Source organism: Fusobacterium massiliense (assembly GCF_900095705.1).
Lineage (GTDB): Bacteria > Fusobacteriota > Fusobacteriia > Fusobacteriales > Fusobacteriaceae > Fusobacterium > Fusobacterium massiliense.
This window is the reverse complement of record NZ_LT608326.1, coordinates 241006-257666: the sequence shown is the minus strand read 5'-3', so window position 1 is coordinate 257666 and position 16661 is coordinate 241006. Positions and strand designations below refer to the sequence as shown.

Annotated in this window: 15 protein-coding genes, 1 tRNA gene, 1 rRNA gene and 1 other RNA gene; 11 read left to right on the top strand and 7 right to left on the bottom strand. The window is 28.4% G+C overall.

Going from position 1 to position 16661, the window contains the following annotated elements; genetic code table 11:
* Window positions 1-22 precede the first annotated feature (22 nt).
* The 4 genes from rrf (at window position 23) to BQ2505_RS03745 (ending at window position 3318) form a co-directional block, all read left to right on the top strand.
* A 5S ribosomal RNA gene (rrf, locus tag BQ2505_RS03760) occupies window positions 23-139 on the top strand.
* Window positions 140-535: 396 nt separating this feature from the next.
* Window positions 536-1708 carry an ABC transporter substrate-binding protein gene (locus BQ2505_RS03755; protein ID WP_074016443.1) on the top strand — a complete coding sequence of 391 codons (1173 nt, stop codon included), beginning with the start codon at window positions 536-538 and terminating at the stop codon, window positions 1706-1708.
* A complete protein-coding gene (locus tag BQ2505_RS03750; protein ID WP_074016442.1) occupies window positions 1708-2403 on the top strand; it encodes a GTP-binding protein in 696 nt (231 codons plus the stop codon). The genes BQ2505_RS03755 and BQ2505_RS03750 overlap by 1 nt, the downstream gene beginning before the upstream one ends.
* Window positions 2404-2466: 63 nt before the next feature.
* The gene (locus tag BQ2505_RS03745) at window positions 2467-3318 is read left to right on the top strand and encodes an ATP-binding cassette domain-containing protein (protein WP_074016441.1); all 852 of its coding nucleotides are present in this window, start codon (window positions 2467-2469) and stop codon (window positions 3316-3318) included.
* 203 nt (window positions 3319-3521) lie between these two features.
* Here BQ2505_RS03745 and BQ2505_RS03740 read toward each other — a convergent pair whose 3' ends face one another.
* Window positions 3522-4220 (bottom strand): YoaK family protein, encoded by a 699-nt coding sequence (locus BQ2505_RS03740; protein ID WP_074016440.1) that lies wholly within the window; start codon window positions 4218-4220, stop codon window positions 3522-3524.
* A 351-nt stretch (window positions 4221-4571) separates the two neighbouring features.
* On the opposite strand from BQ2505_RS03740, the gene BQ2505_RS03735 reads away from it, so the two are divergent.
* Complete coding sequence (locus tag BQ2505_RS03735) at window positions 4572-6209, top strand: formate--tetrahydrofolate ligase (protein WP_074016439.1); 1638 nt, start codon at window positions 4572-4574, stop codon at window positions 6207-6209.
* Between the two features lie 240 nt (window positions 6210-6449).
* Here BQ2505_RS03735 and BQ2505_RS03730 read toward each other — a convergent pair whose 3' ends face one another.
* Both BQ2505_RS03730 and BQ2505_RS03725 read right to left on the bottom strand, forming a co-directional pair.
* Window positions 6450-7085, bottom strand: coding sequence for a DUF421 domain-containing protein (locus BQ2505_RS03730; RefSeq protein WP_074016438.1), 636 nt, complete (start codon window positions 7083-7085; stop codon window positions 6450-6452).
* Window positions 7082-7540 carry a DUF3290 domain-containing protein gene (locus BQ2505_RS03725; protein ID WP_074016437.1) on the bottom strand — a complete coding sequence of 153 codons (459 nt, stop codon included), beginning with the start codon at window positions 7538-7540 and terminating at the stop codon, window positions 7082-7084. The genes BQ2505_RS03730 and BQ2505_RS03725 overlap by 4 nt, the downstream gene beginning before the upstream one ends.
* Window positions 7541-7693: 153 nt before the next feature.
* On the opposite strand from BQ2505_RS03725, the gene BQ2505_RS03720 reads away from it, so the two are divergent.
* The 6 genes from BQ2505_RS03720 to dnaJ all read left to right on the top strand — a co-directional run bounded on the left by BQ2505_RS03720 (window position 7694) and on the right by dnaJ (window position 13723).
* Entirely contained in the window at window positions 7694-8257 is a 564-nt protein-coding gene (locus BQ2505_RS03720; RefSeq protein ID WP_074016436.1) for a C40 family peptidase, read from the top strand.
* 101 nt (window positions 8258-8358) lie between these two features.
* Entirely contained in the window at window positions 8359-9372 is a 1014-nt protein-coding gene (gene hrcA / locus BQ2505_RS03715) for a heat-inducible transcriptional repressor HrcA (RefSeq protein ID WP_074016435.1), read from the top strand.
* A 15-nt stretch (window positions 9373-9387) separates the two neighbouring features.
* Window positions 9388-9987 (top strand): nucleotide exchange factor GrpE, encoded by a 600-nt coding sequence (gene grpE / locus BQ2505_RS03710; protein ID WP_074016434.1) that lies wholly within the window; start codon window positions 9388-9390, stop codon window positions 9985-9987.
* Between the two features lie 46 nt (window positions 9988-10033).
* Entirely contained in the window at window positions 10034-11857 is a 1824-nt protein-coding gene (gene dnaK, locus BQ2505_RS03705) for a molecular chaperone DnaK (protein WP_074016433.1), read from the top strand.
* Window positions 11858-11992: 135 nt separating this feature from the next.
* Window positions 11993-12505: a methylated-DNA--[protein]-cysteine S-methyltransferase gene (locus BQ2505_RS03700; RefSeq protein ID WP_074016432.1), complete on the top strand. Its 513-nt coding sequence runs from the start codon at window positions 11993-11995 to the stop codon at window positions 12503-12505.
* A gap of 45 nt (window positions 12506-12550) precedes the next feature.
* Window positions 12551-13723 (top strand): molecular chaperone DnaJ, encoded by a 1173-nt coding sequence (gene dnaJ / locus BQ2505_RS03695; RefSeq protein WP_074016431.1) that lies wholly within the window; start codon window positions 12551-12553, stop codon window positions 13721-13723.
* Window positions 13724-13797: 74 nt separating this feature from the next.
* On the opposite strand, the gene ssrA is transcribed toward dnaJ, so the two are convergent.
* The 4 genes from ssrA to BQ2505_RS03675 all read right to left on the bottom strand — a co-directional run bounded on the left by ssrA (window position 13798) and on the right by BQ2505_RS03675 (window position 16656).
* Window positions 13798-14142, bottom strand: a transfer-messenger RNA (tmRNA) gene (gene ssrA / locus BQ2505_RS03690).
* 52 nt (window positions 14143-14194) lie between these two features.
* Window positions 14195-14271 (bottom strand) — tRNA-Ala (locus BQ2505_RS03685).
* Between the two features lie 61 nt (window positions 14272-14332).
* Window positions 14333-15901, bottom strand: a complete 1569-nt coding sequence (locus BQ2505_RS03680) for a secretin N-terminal domain-containing protein (protein WP_074016430.1) — start codon at window positions 15899-15901, stop codon at window positions 14333-14335.
* A complete protein-coding gene (locus BQ2505_RS03675; protein WP_074016429.1) occupies window positions 15898-16656 on the bottom strand; it encodes a hypothetical protein in 759 nt (252 codons plus the stop codon). The genes BQ2505_RS03680 and BQ2505_RS03675 overlap by 4 nt, the downstream gene beginning before the upstream one ends.
* Window positions 16657-16661: the final 5 nt, after the last annotated feature.

Below are 16661 nucleotides of genomic sequence, written 5' to 3'. Positions count from 1 at the left end.
AATATATAATACAATTAAATTGCTTGGTGAGAATAGCTATGGGGGTACACCTAGTAACATTCCGAACCTAGAAGTTAAGCCCATATACGCTGATGGTACTTGGCTGGAAGCGGCCTGGGAGAGTATGGATTTGCCAAGCTATGAATGAAGAGAAGCTAATGCTTCTCTTTTTTTGTTATTATATAGTAAAGTATAAATTTAATATGAAAATTAGTCTCCGACGTCCGTATTACTCTGGAGAGAATTTCGGTGAGCTCGGAAGAGTCATACGGCTGTCAGGAGACTTTTTTACTCTATCTGCATTAGTTTAAAGAGCTTATGTTCATTCTGTTCTGAGAATTATACTATTATTAAAAGACTTTATATATGAAATAAGTAGCTCTATTTTATAAAATTTAAAATATATAAAATTCTTGATTTTTTTAGTAACAAATGTTACATACAATTTAAAATAAATTGTAGTATAATTAATCAAGAAATAAAAAATAAGAAAATGTAAATAAAAATAAAAATTCTAGATAAGGAGAATAAAAAAATGTATATAAGTAAATCAATGTCAATAAAATCAATAGTAGAAAAATATCCTGAAACAATCCCTGTATTTACAAATATTGGATTTAAAGGTTTAGATAATCCGAGAGTTTTAGAAAAATTGAAAGATATTTCTTTGGAAAAAGCTATGATGATAAAAAAGGAAGATGTAGATGCTTTTATTCCTATTTTGCAACAAGCTATTGCTTCTACTGATAGAGAAGATACAGAAGTTAAAGAAGCTTCTCTTATGGGACTTCTTCCTTGTCCAGTAAGAATACCTTTACTTGAAGGATTTGAAAAATATTTATCAGATAATAAAGATATAAAAGTAAAATATGAATTAAAATCTGCTTATGTTGGACTTGGGTGGATAAAAGAAGAAGTTATAGAAAAAAATGATGTAGATAAATTAGCAGATATGTTTATTTCTGCAGGTTTTGACTTGTTCTTTGATAAAGATTTAATGGGAAAATTTAAGGAACAAGGAATATTTAAAGATATGACAGGAATTAAAGAATACAACAAAGATTTTAATAATGACAACATACAATTAAAAGATCCACATGGAGATTATTCAATGTTGGGTGTTGTACCAGCTATCTTTATTGTTAATAAAAATGGATTAAATGGTAGAGAAGTTCCAAGATCTTGGGCTGACTTATTAAAGCCAGAATTTGAAAAATCAGTTTCTTTACCAATAGCTGATTTTGATTTGTTTAATTCAATACTTATTCATATATATAAATTATTTGGTTTTGAAGGGGTTAGAAATTTAGGAAGATCTTTACTTTCAAATTTACATCCTGCTCAAATGATAGAAGCAAAAGAGCCAGTTGTAACAATTATGCCTTATTTCTTCTCAAAAATGGTTCCAGAAAAAGGACCAAAAGAAGTTATATGGCCAGCAGAAGGAGCTATTATTTCTCCTATATTTATGTTAACTAAAGCTAGTAAAGCTAAAGAATTGGATAAAATAATTAAATTTATGAGTGGAAAAGCAGTAGGAGATACATTAGCAAACCAAGGTTTATTCCCGAGTGTTCACCCTGATGTTATAAATCCAGTAAACGGAAGACCACTTTTATGGGTTGGATGGGATTTTATATATTCAAACGATATGGGAGACTTAATTAAAAAGTGTGAAAAAACATTTAAAGAAGGAGCAGGAGAATAATGAAACTAATAACAGTGTCAGGACCACCTTCATCAGGAAAAACATCTCTTATAATTAAAACAATAGAGAGCTTTAAGGCACAAAATATAAAAGTAGGAATAGTAAAATTTGACTGTTTGTACACAGATGACGATGTGTTGTATGAAAAAGCTGGAATACTTGTAAAGAAAGGCTTATCAGGTTCTGTTTGTCCAGATCATTTTTTTGCAAGTAACATAGAAGAGGTTGTTCAATGGGGGCAATCAAATAATTTAGATTTGCTAATAACAGAAAGTGCTGGACTATGTAATAGATGTTCTCCTTATTTAAAAGATATTAAGGCTGTTTGCGTTATAGATAATTTAAGTGGAATAAATACTCCTAAAAAAATCGGACCTATGTTAAAACTTGCTGATATAGTTGTTATAACTAAAGGTGATATAGTTTCTCAAGCTGAAAGAGAGGTTTTTGCATCTAGAGTACAAGCAGTAAATCCAAAGGCTGCTATTATCCATATAAATGGTTTAACAGGACAAGGAACTTATGAATTTGGTTCTTTAATAATGGATAACAATGAAGAAATAGATACAGTATTAGAAAGAAAATTAAGATTTCCATTACCTTCGGCAGTATGTTCATATTGCTTAGGAGAAACTAGAATTGGAAGTAGTTATCAACTTGGAAATATAAGAAAAATAAATTTTGAGGAGCAATAAAATAGCTTGTTAAGATTATAAGTATAATAGAAACAATTCATAGGTATAGATTAAGGAGAGGGAATGAGTATAGATAATAATGAATTAGAAGAAATGGATTTTGACCTTTTGGATATACTTGGAGTTACAGAGCAAAAAGTTGAAAGCATAACTTTACTTCCAGGATATAATAAAAAAGGAGAAAAAGAAGGTTATGAAGAATTAGTAATAAAGGCAGGAGAAATTGTTGCCATAGTAGGACCAACAGGTTCTGGAAAAAGTAGACTACTAGCTGATATAGAATGGGGAGCTCAAGGAGACACTCCAACAAAAAGAACAATTCTCGTTAATGGAGAATTGATGGATGCAAAAAAAAGATTTTCTCCAAGTTATAAGTTAGTTGCTCAACTTTCACAAAATATGAATTTTGTAATGGATTTATCAGTTAGAGAATTTATAGATTTACATGCTGAAAGTAGACTTGTATTAGATAGAGAAAGTGTAGTGGAAAAAATATTTAATCAAGCTAATGAGCTTGCAGGTGAAAAGTTTACAATAGATACTCCAATAACAAGTTTGAGTGGAGGTCAATCAAGAGCATTAATGATAGCAGATACTGCAATTTTGAGTACATCTCCAATAGTTCTTATAGATGAAATAGAAAATGCAGGTATAGATAGAAAAAAAGCACTAGACTTACTTGTTGGAAACAATAAGATAGTATTGATGGCAACTCATGACCCTATTCTTGCTCTTATGGGGGATAGAAGAATTGTTATAAAAAATGGTGGAATAAATAAAGTAATTGAAGCCACAGCAGAAGAAAAAAATATTTTAGGTGCTTTAACAGAACTTGATGATGTTGTTCAAGGAATGAGAAACAAATTAAGATATGGTGAAAGATTAGAATTGGATTTTGAAATAAAAAAGAAATAAAATTAAATTAAAAAAAATCTCTTATCTTCGTATCAGTTCCGAGAGTTAGATAAACTCACAGAACTTGTACAACTATTAAGGGATTTTATTTTTTATAAGGAAAGTATAAAATTAAATAGAGAAAATTAGTCTCTGACGTCCGTATTAGTTCAAAGGGGCTGTGTTCATTGAGCTCGTAGAACTCATACGGCTGTCAAGAGACTTTATTTTGTTGATTTACAAAAATAATAAAAAGTAATCAATAGAAGTATTGAACTTATCCATATAGATTTACCTAGAAAAATCTTACCAAAAAATACAGCACTAGTAGCACCAATAACAAAAGATAAAATCATAGATAAATGACTTAGAGAAATTCTTAGTTTGTCTTTATTTTTAGTTTTAATATATCTTATTAAATTAGCAGATGTTTGTTTAACATGGTTAGTACAAAATGGAGTTGCCATACCCATACCGTGTGCTCTTTCAAAAGTATTAAATTGCATAGCTGCTGTAAAAGCTATTGAGAAATTTGTAATTTCATATGGCATAGTTTCCGGTATAAATCCAAGTATCAAAGTTACAATGAAACTAAAAAACAAAAGAAATTTTTCCCAAATAAGATTAGAAACTTTATTAATTTCTTTTGATATCAATTCTGAAATAATAATTCCTAAAAAATATGCAAAAAAAGTTGCAAGTGCATTTTTTATTAAAGGAACGTCCCAAGTTGCAAGTCCTAATGATAAAAAAACAAGGTTACCTGTTTGAGCATTAACAAAAACTTTACCTCTTAAAGAATAAGTAAAACCACCAAAAAAACCTGCTATCAACATAAGCATACAGAAAAGCCAAAGTCTTTCATTAGGTGGAAATTTCTCTTTATCGTTATAAAAATTTAAAAATTTTATTTTATTATCCATAAAATTCTCCTTTTAAAAAAACTTTCTTTCAAATATTTATTTTTATTCTACAGGAAAGTATAAATTTAATATAAAAATTATTCTCCGACGTCCGTATTACTCTGGAGAGCATTTCGGTGAGCTCGGAAGAGTCATACGGCTGTCAGGAGATTTTATTTATTTTATAAATATTATATCAAAAAAAAGTAAAAATTAAAACGAATAGATATTGAAATGTATAGAAAAAGTAAAAAAAATAAAATATTAGTTGAAATTATAAAAAAATATGATATTATTGTATTAAGTAAAAAATTATTTTTTAATTAATTTTTAAAATGATTTTAATAAATATTTTTTAGGAGGTTTTAAAGTATGACTGATATTCAAATTGCACAAGCAGCGAAAAAAGAAAATATTGTAGAAATTGCTAAAAAATTAGGGTTAACAGAGGACGATATTGAACAATATGGTAAATTTAAGGCTAAAGTTAATTTAGATGTCTTAGAAAAAAGAAAAGACAGACCTAATGGTAAATTAATTCTAGTAACAGCTATTACTCCTACACCAGCAGGAGAAGGAAAATCAACTGTAACTATCGGATTAACTCAAGCATTAAATAAAATTGGGAAATTATCAGCAGCAGCAATAAGAGAACCATCTTTAGGGCCAGTATTTGGAATGAAAGGTGGAGCAGCAGGTGGAGGATATGCTCAAGTAGTTCCTATGGAAGATATAAATCTTCATTTTACTGGTGATATGCATGCAATAGGTATAGCTCATAATTTAATATCAGCTTGTATTGATAATCATATTAATTCAGGAAATGCTTTAGGAATCGATATAACAAAAATAACTTGGAAAAGAGTTGTTGATATGAATGATAGAGCTTTAAGAAATATAGTAATAGGGCTTGGAGGAAAAGCAAATGGATATCCAAGACAAGATTCATTCCAAATAACAGTTGGATCTGAAATAATGGCAATACTTTGCTTATCTAACTCAATAACTGAATTAAAAGAAAAAATAAGAAATATAGTTTTTGCAACATCATTAGATGGAAAACTATTAAAAGTTGGAGACTTACATATAGAAGGAGCAGTTGCAGCTCTTTTAAAAGATGCTATAAAACCAAATCTAGTTCAAACTTTAGAAAATACTCCAGTATTCATACATGGAGGACCTTTTGCTAATATAGCTCATGGATGTAACTCAATACTTGCTACAAAAATGGCTTTAAAATTAACTGACTATGTTGTTACAGAAGCAGGATTTGCAGCAGATTTAGGGGCAGAAAAATTTATAGATATTAAATGTAGACTTGGTGGATTAAAACCTGATTGTGCTGTTATAGTTGCAACAGTTAGAGCTTTAGAACATCATGGAAAAGGAGACCTAAAAGCAGGTTTAGAAAACCTAGATAAACATATAGATAATATCAAAAATAAATATAAATTACCATTAGTTGTTGCAATTAATAAATTTATAACAGACACTGATGAACAAATAGACATGATAGAAAAATTCTGTAATGAAAGAGGAGCAGAAGTTTCTCTATGTGAAGTTTGGGCAAAAGGTGGAGAAGGTGGAGTAGACCTTGCAGAAAAAGTTTTAAAAGCAATAGATAATAATAAAACTGAATTTGACTATTTCTATGATATAAACTTAACTATTAGAGAAAAAATAGAAAAAATCTGTAAAGAAATCTATGGAGCAGATGGAGTTGTATTTGCACCTGCAACTAAAAAAGTGTTTGATACAATAGCAGCTGAGGGGCTAGAAAAACTTCCAGTATGTATGTCAAAAACTCAAAAATCAATTTCTGATAATCCAGCATTATTAGGAAAACCAAGTGGATTTAAAGTAACTATAAACGATCTTCGTTTAGCAGTTGGAGCAGGATTTGTTATAGCTATGGCAGGAGATATAATAGATATGCCAGGACTACCTAAAAAACCATCAGCAGAAGTTATAGATATAGATGAACACGGAGTAATATCAGGATTATTCTAAGATAAAAATTAAAAAAAATTATAAAAAATATAAGGTATTCATTTACTACTATCATTATTGATAATATAAAAATGAATACCTTTTTATTTATAAGAAAAGTATAAATTTAAATATCAAAATGAGTCTCTGACGTCCGTATTAGTTCGAAGAGCCTATGTTCATTGAGCTCGTAGAACTCATACGGCTGTCAAGAGACTTTATTTATCCCATAGGAAAATATAAATTTAAGTAGAAAATTAATTAATAACTAACAATAGAGATCTCACCATTTTCATATTCTGCTAAAAATATTTGAGAAATATTTTCATAACCGAGCTCATTAAGTTTAGTAGTTAACCAATCGATATCTTTATCAATCGCTTCTAAAATATTAGTTTGAACAGTACCATCTGTAATGATAGGATATTTAGGATTTTCTTCGCCATGTAAAACTATAATAAGTTGTCCGTTTTGTTCAAGTACAGCTCTTTTAACTTTTTTTATACTATAAACGTTATTGTTTCTTAATTTAAAAGCAATGTCATTAGCTGTTAGTCCAACACTACGGCAAGCCTCAACATCGAGTACACCCTTTTTTATAATTACAGTCGGTTGTCCATCAATAATTGTTTTAAAAAAATGATTATTTGTTTTTATCCATTTTAAGGCTAAAACAATTATAGTCCAAGTCATTAAAATTATAAAATATTGTAAAATAGTTATTGAAGGATTATAAATAACCCCTCCAACAATTCCCCCTAATACATAATTTAAGACTTGGTCCATTGCAGAAGATGGAGCAAGATTTCCTTTCCCAGATAAATTTATAACAAAAATTAAAGAAAGTAGTCCCATAAGCAATTTAAGGGCTATTTCTATATAAGATAACTCACTCATTCTTTCACCTCAATATCTATTAATTCAATTTTAGGATTGTGCATTTCTAGTTTTTCAAGTAAATAATTTTGGCCGTTATCACCACTAATGACTCTATAGTATGATGTTCCAACTTTCACTAAAGCACCATCTATAGAGGCAGATGTATTTATGTAAATATTTTCTTTGTCTGTTCTTAAATCTTTTGCAACAACTTCAATAAAATGAATAGCAGTTCTATATTTATTGTCGTTTACTGAAGAAATTTTATACTGACTAATTTTTACACTAATTAATATGACTATACCTAGAGATAATATTATTGCAAGCTCACGATATTTAGTATCTTTGTGTCCTTTGAAATATTTATATATTGTAAATATAAAGCAAAAAGCTAAAAAAATAATAAAAATTAATCCCCACCAGTCAAACTTTGCTATATTATAAAGTAAGTAATTATATGAATAAAATCTCATAATAATCCTCCTAAAAATAATTTATGGACTTTATATTATCATAAAATTAAAAAAAATTAAAGTTTTTTATCTCATATAATTGTTTTCTGATATAATAAAAATAAAGTTGAATTAAAAAATATTAAATAAATAAAAATAGAACTGGGGGTCAAAATGAAAAAAATAAAATTAATTCTTTTAAGTAGTTTAATATTATTAACAGCTTGTACTAATATAAATACAAAAAATTATAGTAAAAAAGAAAAGGTTGAATGGAAAGGAATTAAGGGCCCTTTTGTTATGTTAGACGTACAGGAGGGAGATATTATTGTAAAAGAAAAAGAATTAAATCCTACAGGTATATTTGGACATGCAGCTATTATGGGGACAAATACTTTAGTTTTAGATTATCCTAAAGTTGGAGAAAAATCTTATGCAATAGATCTTAATTATTGGCTTGAAGAAAATAGAAAGTTTTTAATTTTAAGATATAAAGATATGAATGATGTATTTAGAAAAAAACTTGTTGAAAATATAAAAAAATATTTTGGAGAAAGTTATAAAATACACACAGATAAAATGGACACAAATGGGTTTTATTGCTCTCAGTATATTTGGTATGTATATTACATAACTGCAAAAGAATTGGGGATTGAACTAGATATAGATTCAGATGGGGGAATTTTTGTCTTTCCTTATGATTTTATAAACTCTCCAAGTTTAGAAATAGTAAAATAAAAAAGTTATTGACAAAATAAAAATACTGTAGTATTATGTTTTTATAAATCTTAGCACTCTTTTTAAATGAGTGCTAACAAAAAAAGAGAGAGGTGTGAGTTATGAGCATTTCTGATAGGGAAAAACTTGTACTTAATGCTATTGTTGATTATTATCTTACTGTTGGAGATACAATAGGATCAAGAACATTAGTAAAGAAATATGGAATTGAACTATCGTCAGCTACGATAAGAAATGTTATGGCTGATTTGGAAGATATGGGTTTCATTGAAAAGACTCATACTTCATCAGGTAGAATTCCAACAGATATGGGGTATAAATATTATCTAACAGAGCTTTTAAAAATAGAAAGAATAACTCAGGAAGAAATAGAGAATATAAATAATGTATATAACAGGAGAATTGATGAACTTGAAAATGTTTTGAAAAAAACATCAAATTTATTATCTAGTCTAACAAATTATGCTGGTATTGCAATAGAGCCAAAGACAGATAATCAAAAAATTAGTCGTATTGAAACGGTTTATATAGATGAATATCTGATTATGGCAGTGGTTATAACAGATGACAGAAGAGTTAAAAGTAAAAATATACATTTATCTTACCCGATTACAAAAGATGAACTTGAAAAGAAAACTTTGGAATTGAATGAAAAGATAAAAAATAATGAAATTTCTGTTAGAGACATAGAGAAATTCTTTATAGAAACTACTGATATTATTTATGAAAATGAGGAAGAGGAAGACCTAAATAAATATTTTATTAATAATCTTCCTAGTATGTTAAAAAATGAAAATATATCTGAGATTGCTAATATAATGGAATTTTTTAATGAGAGAAAAGATATTAGAGAACTATTTGAGAGATTAATAGACCAAAAAGCTAAAGAAAATTCAAAAACAAATGTCAATGTTATATTGGGTGATGAGCTTGGAATAAAAGAACTTGAAGATTTTAGTTTCGTTTATTCAATATATGATATAGGAGGTTCTCAAGGAATTATTGGAGTTATGGGGCCAAAAAGAATGGCTTACTCTAAGACTATGGGACTTATAAATCATGTTAGTAGGGAAGTTAATAAAGTAATAAATTCTATGGAAAAAATAAAAAAATAGCTTGAGGAGGGTGTAATGCAAGACATAAAAAATGAAGAAGAAATAAAAGAAGCTACGGAAGTTGTAGATGAGAAAGTTGAAGAAAAAAATGAAGTAAAAGAAGAAAATCATGAACACAAGCATGGAGGACACAGTTGTTGTGGAAAACATGGACACAAACATAATAATGAAGAAATAGAAAAATTAAAGCTTGAAATAGAAGGTTTGAAAAATGATTATTTAAGAAAACAAGCAGATTTTCAAAACTTTACTAAAAGAAAAGAAAAAGAAGTTGAAGAACTTAAAAAATTTGCTTCTGAAAAAATTATAACTCAATTTTTAGGAAGTTTAGATAATCTTGAAAGAGCTATAGAGTCTTCAGTTGAAAGTAAGAATTTTGACTCACTTTTACAAGGTGTTGAAATGATAGTTAGAAATTTAAAAGATCTTATGACTTCAGAAGGAGTTGAAGAGATTAAAGCTGAAGGAGCATTTGATCCAATGTACCATAATGCTGTTGCAGTTGAAGCAAATGATGATTTTAAAAATGATGAAATAGTAAAAGTTTTACAGAAAGGTTACACAATGAAAGGAAAAGTAATAAGACCTGCAATGGTAACAGTTTGTAAGAAATAATAATTTTGGTAATAAAAAAATATAGATAGATTATAGGAGGAAAAAAATGAGTAAAATAATAGGAATTGATTTAGGAACAACAAACTCTTGTGTGGCAATAATGGAAGGTGGAAGTGCAACAATAATACCAAACTCTGAAGGAGCAAGAACAACTCCATCAGTTGTAAACATTAAAGATAATGGAGAAGTAGTTGTAGGAGAAATAGCAAAAAGACAAGCTGTAACAAATCCTACTTCAACTGTAAGTTCAATCAAAACTCACATGGGTTCTGATTACAAAGTAGAAATTTTTGGAAAGAAATACACTCCACAAGAAATTTCTGCTAAAACATTACAAAAATTAAAAAAAGATGCTGAAGCATACTTAGGAGAAGAAATTAAAGAAGCTGTTATCACAGTACCTGCTTACTTTACAGATTCTCAAAGACAAGCAACAAAAGATGCTGGAACAATAGCTGGATTAGATGTAAAAAGAATTATAAACGAACCAACAGCTGCTGCACTTGCTTATGGACTTGAAAAGAAAAAAGAAGAAAAAGTATTAGTATTTGACCTTGGTGGAGGAACATTTGACGTATCAGTTCTTGAAATATCTGATGGTGTTATAGAAGTTATATCAACAGCAGGAAATAACCACTTAGGTGGAGATGATTTTGATGCAGAAATTATAAAATGGTTGGTTGCAGAATTTAAAAAAGAAAGTGGAATAGATTTATCAAATGATAAAATGGCTTACCAAAGATTAAAAGATGCTGCAGAAAAAGCTAAAAAAGAATTATCAACATTAATGGAAACTTCAATTTCATTACCATTTATAACTATGGATGCAACAGGGCCTAAACACTTAGAAATGAAGTTAACTAGAGCTAAATTTAATGATTTAACTAGACATTTAGTTGAAGCAACTCAAGAACCAACAAAAACTGCTTTAAGAGATGCTAGCTTATCAGCTAATGAAATAGATGAAATCTTACTTGTTGGAGGTTCTACAAGAATACCAGCAGTTCAAGAATGGGTTGAAAATTTCTTTGGAAAGAAACCTAATAAAGGAATAAATCCTGATGAAGTTGTTGCTGCAGGTGCTGCAATACAAGGTGGAGTATTAATGGGAGATGTTAAAGATGTATTACTTCTTGATGTAACTCCATTATCATTAGGAATTGAAACTCTTGGTGGAGTATTTACAAAAATGATAGAAAAGAATACTACTATCCCAGTTAAAAAATCACAAGTTTACTCAACAGCTGTAGATAATCAACCAGCAGTTACTATAAATGTATTACAAGGTGAAAGATCAAGAGCTGCAGATAACCACAAGTTAGGAGAATTTAACCTTGAAGGTATACCTGCTGCTCCAAGAGGAGTACCTCAAATAGAAGTTACATTTGATATAGATGCTAACGGTATAGTTCATGTATCTGCAAAAGATTTAGGAACAGGAAAAGAAAATAAAGTAACTATTTCTGGATCAAGCAATCTTTCTAAAGATGAAATTGAAAGAATGACTAAAGAAGCAGAAGCTCATGCTGAAGAAGATAAAAAATTCCAAGAATTAGTAGAAACAAGAAATAGAGCAGACCAATTAATTTCTGCTACTGAAAAGACTTTAAAAGAAAATCCTGATAAAGTAAGCGAAGGAGATAAGAAGAATATAGAAGAAGCTATTGAAGAATTAAAGAAAGTTAAAGATAGTGATGATAAATCAGCAATAGATTCAGCTATGGAAAAATTATCTCAAGTATCTCATAAATTTGCAGAAGAATTATATAAAGAAGCACAAGCTCAGGCTCAAGCTCAACAACAAGCAGGAGCTAATGCAGGTTCTGACAAAAAAGATGAAGATGTAGCAGAAGCAGAAGTTGTAGACTAATAATAAAATAATAAAGTCTCTTGACAGCCGTATGAGTTCTACGAGCTCAATAAATATAGGCTCTTCGAACTAATACGGACGTCAGAGACTAATTTTGTTATTTGAGTTTATACTTTTAGTTAGAAGGAGAAAAGTATGAAAAATATTAAAGGAATTTCATTTTTATACAATAAAGAAATTGGATATTTAGAAATAATTGAAGAAAAAGAAGGTATAAGTGAAATTAATTTTTTAGGAAATATGGATATTCAAACAAGAAAAGATCTATATAATATTTTTAATGAATCTCCTTTAACGAAAAAATGTAGTGAACAATTGGAAGAATATTTTAATGGAGAGAGAAAAGAATTTAATATTGAATTAGATATTAAAGGAACTGAGTTTCAAAAACAATGTTGGAACGCTTTAGCAAAAGTACCTTATGGACAAACTATTTCATACAGTGAAGAAGCTAAGATGATAAGAAATGAGAAAGCACTTAGAGCTGTTGGTTCAGCCAATGGTAAAAATTGTATTCCAATAATTATCCCTTGTCATAGAATTATATCAAAAGATGGTAAACTTGGTGGATACAGTGGTGGAGAAGATAAGAATAAAGGAATTGAGATAAAAAAATATCTTTTGGAACTTGAAAAAAGTTTTAAATAAAATATAATAACTAATTGAATATTAAATAGGAGGTGGAGGGAAATTATGGCTAAAAGAGACTACTATGAAGTCCTTGGAATAGATAAAAATGCAGGAGAAAGTGATATAAAGAAGGCATATAGAAAAGCTGCTATGAAATATCACCCTGATAAGTTTGCAAATGCAAGCGATGCAGAAAAAAAAGATGCAGAAGAAAAGTTTAAAGAAGTAAATGAAGCTTATCAAATTCTTTCTGATAGTCAAAAGAAACAACAATATGACCAGTTTGGACATGCTGCTTTTGAGCAAGGTGGAGCTGGTTTTGGTGGTGGATTTAATGCTGGTGGCTTTGACTTCGGAGATATATTTGGAGATATTTTTGGTGGTGGAGGTTTTAGTGGTTTTGGAGGCTTTGGTGGAGGTTCTTCCAGAAGAAACTATCAAGAACCTGGAGATGATATTAGACTAGGGCTTGAAATTACTTTAGAGGAAGCTGCCAAAGGAGTAGAAAAAACTATAAAATATAAAAGAACTGCTCAATGTTCACATTGCCATGGAACAGGAGGAGAAGATGGAAAAACTAAGACATGTTCTAGATGTAATGGTAAGGGAACAATAGTAACTCAACAAAGAACTATTTTAGGAGTTATGCAATCACAAACTGTTTGTCCAGATTGTCATGGAAAAGGAAAGGTACCTGAAAAGAAATGCTCTCATTGTCATGGAGTTGGAACTGAAAAAGAAACTATTGAAAAGAAAATAACAGTCCCAGCAGGTATTGATGAGGGACAAAAATTAAGATATAGTGGTTTTGGTGAAGCTAGTGAAAATGGTGGACCTAGTGGAGACTTATATATAGTTATTAGAATTAAAAAGCATGACATTTTTGAAAGATATGGAATAGATTTACATTGTGAAGTACCTATATCTTATGCAACAGCTGTTATAGGAGGAGAAGTAGAAATTCCAACTTTAAACGGTAAAAAAATGATAAAAATTCCTGAAGGAACTGAAAGTGGAAAATTAATGAGAGTTCGTGGAGAAGGAATTAAATCTTTAAGAAGTGATCATACCGGAGATATTATGGTAAAACTTACTATAGAAACTCCAAAAAAATTAACTGAAAAACAAAAAGAGTTGTTAGAAAAATTTGAAGAAAGTTTGAATGAAAAAAATTATGAACAAAAATCAAATTTTATGAAAAAAGTTAAAAGATTTTTTAAAAGTGTAGTTGAATAAAAAAATAAAATCGGGTTGAATATTGACTAACCCGATTTTTTTATTATTTTATAGAAAAGTATAAAATTAAATAATGGTGGAGATGACGAGAGTCGAACTCGTGTCCGAAATCACAATAATCATAAGCTTCTACAAGTTTAGTTTACTATTAAATTTCGTATTAATTATTCCCGTAAACAGGGCTAATTAAAACTATCCTCTAAAGTTTTCCCATGAGCTTAGAGAAATCACTTATGGTAATCTATACTAGTCGACACCTTTAGAAAACCCGTATAGAAAAAGTCATCCAAGGTGTAGCTGAACTAAGCAGCTAAAGCGTAATTTTCATTTCCATCTAAACGATGTAGTTAGTCTCTCACAGCGACAAACCTGACCTGCTACCTATAACCTCATAACCCCGTCGAAACCTTTGCATCCCCATATAAAATTGTAAAATAAAAGAAGGTAAAACCTTCTACTCGACTAAAATAATGGTGGAGATAAGCGGGATCGAACCGCTGACCTACGCAGTGCAAGTGCGTCGCTCTCCCAAACTGAGCTATATCCCCATTACTTTAGTAAGTATAGTATATTTTTTTTCTTTTGTCAATACAGTTTTTGATATACTTTTTAAATTTTTTCTATATTTACAGTTAATTTTATATACATATCTGAATTTTCATTTCTTTTAGTTGTATTTTTGAAAAAGAAACCAATAATTGGAATATCACCTAAAAATGGAATTTTATTTTCTATAGTTTGTTGGAGAGTTCTTTTTAGGCCTCCAAGTAATATAGTGTCCCCATTTTTAAGTCTAACTTTTGTTTTTAGGCTTCTCCCACTTTTTGAACCACCATCAGAATTATAAGTTCCAGAATTGATTTCATTTCCTTTGGATGAATTGCTTTTTAATTTAAACTCACTTAATTCTAAACTTATTTCTAAAATGATGTTATCATTATCTTTTATAAATGGTTTAACTTTCATAACAAGCCCTGCTTCTCTAAAAACTGGCTCAGAGTTTCGATATTTATTACTTTTATCGTTTTTATTGTTTTTGTTATTTTTATCATCTCTTTTTTCGTTCCTTATTCCTACAATAACTTCATCTGTAACTTTAAATTCTCCCTCTTCTCCACTAGCTATTGTTAATGTTGGGATAGAACTTACAACTATATCATTATTTTCTTGTAATAATTTTAAACCTATATTTAATACATCTTCTTTATTTCTATAATTTCTAGAAAGATTTAAAATAGTTCCGGGATATCCGAATACTTTTCCAGGATACCTAATAGCAAAATCATTTCCTGAAATCTTATTCCTACTATAAAACCAATCAAAACCAAGTTCTTGAAATAAATTATTAGATATGTCTAAGATTTCAGAAGAAATTTTTACCTGTCTAGGATTTTTATCAATATTTTCTATAACAGAAGTAACATTATCTAAAATATCTCTTTCAGCATTAACTATTAATTTATTTACTTTTTCTAAAGAACTTACTTTTATACTATCTCCAAAAGTTTCTTTTAAGCTAGTTTCGACTTCTTTTGAAGAAATATTTTTTATAGAAAAAGTTTTTGTATATAAAATTTTATTTCCGTTTTCATAAAAATTTTCATTTTCAATGTTTAAATTTTCAAAATCATCAGTTGAATTTTTTTCTAAATGTATATTAATTTTTGTTATAGACTTATTTGTATCTATGATTTCTCCTTTTTCTTCGTATCCATCTTTAGAAATTTTACATAAATAGACATTTTTAGGTATACCATCAATAATAAAAAATCCATTTTTATCAGAATATGCTATTTTATTAATATCTTTCAATTCAATTTTTGCACCGACTACACTTTTTCCATTTGCCATAATTTTTCCAATAATTTTTGCCTTTTTTGAATTTTCTTCTTTTTGAAGATATAAAATTTTCATATTATTTTCATTTCTAATATTTAAGTCATAAGTATTAGCTAGACCTTGTAAAATAATATCAATATTTTCACCTTTATTAAAATATGTATCTATTATTAAATCTTTAGCATCATTACTACATATTATGTTTTCTCCACTTTCTTTTGATAATATTGATAAAACATCGTGTAGAGGCATATTTATTATATCTACATCTCTAGGTAAGTTTGAAGAATAAAGCAGATAATTAAATAACATAAAAAATATTAAAATCAATTTTTTCATTTGTTTTCCTCCTTTTGAGCATTTGATTTTTTATTTTTTTCTTTTTTATCTTCTTCTTGGTCATCTTTTTTAATAGCATTAGAATTTTTCCTAAAAAATTCTTTATTTCCAATCCTCATAACCGATATATTATTTGAAGTATTTTCTCTAGGAGATAGGAAAAAAATTTTTTTATTGTTGTTTGTACCATAGTATTCTCTTTTATCGACATTATTTAAAACTTTTGTGAACATAGTAATTTTTATATGTAAGATATTTTCGTCTGAAAAAATCTTAAAATATGAATCTGAGAAGTCCAAAAAATATTTATCATTTTCAATTTCATCAAAAAAATTTCTTATATTATTTTCATTTCCATAAAGTTCTATACTAAAATGCAACAGAGTACCATCAGTCTTACTTCTTCCAAAATTTTGAAAAATAATATTATTTTTTTCAATTTTATTTTCAAGATATGTAAAAAGAGCATAGATGTTTTCAAAGTTTTCCTTTTCAGAGTCTATTTGATTATTATCAATAATATTTTCTATTTCTTCCAAGTTTTTTCTTTTTTCTTTTAAAGCATCTGAAATTTTAGATTTTTCATAATCAAGACTAGCCATTTTAATATTTTCTTGTTCAAGATTTTCTTTAAGCTCCATAAGTGTAAAAATATTTTTAAATATTAAAAAATAGAAAATTATTATATACATAAAACATAGAAATATTATCTTTAAATTTTTATTTTTTAGATTAACCTTTAATTCGTTTATCATAAAAT